Raw genomic sequence first — 1272 nt, 5'->3', positions numbered from 1 at the left:
CCTTGTCGAAGATGCGTGTCTGCAGGAACTGCTGGTAGCTCATGCCCGAGATGTGCTCGATCACCTGCTGGGCGACTGCATACAGGATGTTGTCGTAGGCATAGCGCTCGCGGAAACCGCCCTTCAGCGGCACCTGGCCGAGGCGCTGCACGACTTCGGCATTGCTGTAGGAGGTGGTCGGCCAGAACAGCAGGTCGCCTGCGCCCAGGCTCAGGCCACTGCGGTGGGAAAGCAGGTCTCGGATCGTCATCTGCCCGGTCACGAACGGATCGGACATGCGGAACGATGGCAGGTGGTCGATCACCTTGTCGTCCATCTTCAGCTTGCCGTCCTCGGCCAGCAGGTTCAGCGAGGTGGCAGTGAAGGCCTTGGTGTTGGAGGCGATGGCGAACAGGGTATCGGCCTCGACCGGCGCCGGCTTGCCCAGCTCACGCACGCCCCAGCCGCGTTCCAGCACCACCTGCCCGTCCTTGACCACGGCCACGGCGATACCGGGCACGTCGAACTGCGCGCGCACGCGCTCCACGGTCGCATCCAGGTCCTGCAGCTGCTGCGGGGTCGCCGCATTGGCCATGGTCGTGCACGCAAGCAGCACGGCTCCTCCGATCCAGGTTTTCATCCAGCACCATCTCCGAACAGGGGTAGCGGCCATGTGCAGGCCGTCACCGGGGTTTCGCGCGATGGTAACGGCCACGGGTGCAGCCTGCCCTGTGCCATAGGAGGGGTGTCATGGGTGCGAACGGCCAGAGCAGCAACGGCTCCACCATCATTCCGTGCCTGCGTTACCGCGATGCGCTGGCGGCCATCGACTGGCTGCAGCGCGCGTTCGGTTTCCACGCGCAGGCCGTGCATGCCGACGGCGATACGGTGCATCACGCGCAGCTGGTATTCGGCCAGGGCATGATCATGCTTGGATCTGCCAGCAACAGCGGCGAATGGGCCAAGCTGGCGGTGATGCCCGATGAAGTCGGCGGCCGGCAGACCCAGAGTGCCTGCGTGATCGTCACCGATGTCGACGCCCACTATGCCCGGGCCAAGGYTGCCGGTGCGCGCATYGTCATCGACATTGCCGACCAGGCCTACGGTGGACGTGGCTATGCCTGCGCCGATCCGGAAGGCTACCTGTGGTGGTTCGGCAGTTACGATCCATGGCGAGCGGAACACACGCAATGACGGCACGGCAAGCGTCTGCGGCGCCGGTCCGCTGCGGTATCGGCGGCTGGGTGTTCCCGCAATGGCGTGGGGGCGCCTTCTATCCGCCAGGACTGATCC

The 1272-nt window shown here is 65.6% G+C and carries 2 protein-coding genes and 1 pseudogene; 2 read left to right on the top strand and 1 reads right to left on the bottom strand.

Annotation, left to right across the window (positions count from 1 at the left end):
- Nucleotides 1-619 (bottom strand): serine hydrolase domain-containing protein (locus AC1VAN_RS22195; protein WP_480986790.1); only part of this gene is annotated, 619 nt, incomplete at its 3' end.
- Between the two features lie 110 nt (nucleotides 620-729).
- Between AC1VAN_RS22195 and AC1VAN_RS22190 the strand changes: the two genes are divergently transcribed.
- Complete coding sequence (locus tag AC1VAN_RS22190) at nucleotides 730-1173, top strand: VOC family protein (protein ID WP_480986789.1); 444 nt, start codon at nucleotides 730-732, stop codon at nucleotides 1171-1173.
- Nucleotides 1170-1272, top strand: a pseudogene (locus AC1VAN_RS22185) (DUF72 domain-containing protein); the annotation flags it as partial. The gene AC1VAN_RS22190 and the pseudogene AC1VAN_RS22185, both read left to right, overlap by 4 nt.

This window comes from Stenotrophomonas sp. 05L44_2 (assembly GCF_056665995.1).
This window is presented reverse-complemented; position numbering and strand designations above follow the sequence as displayed.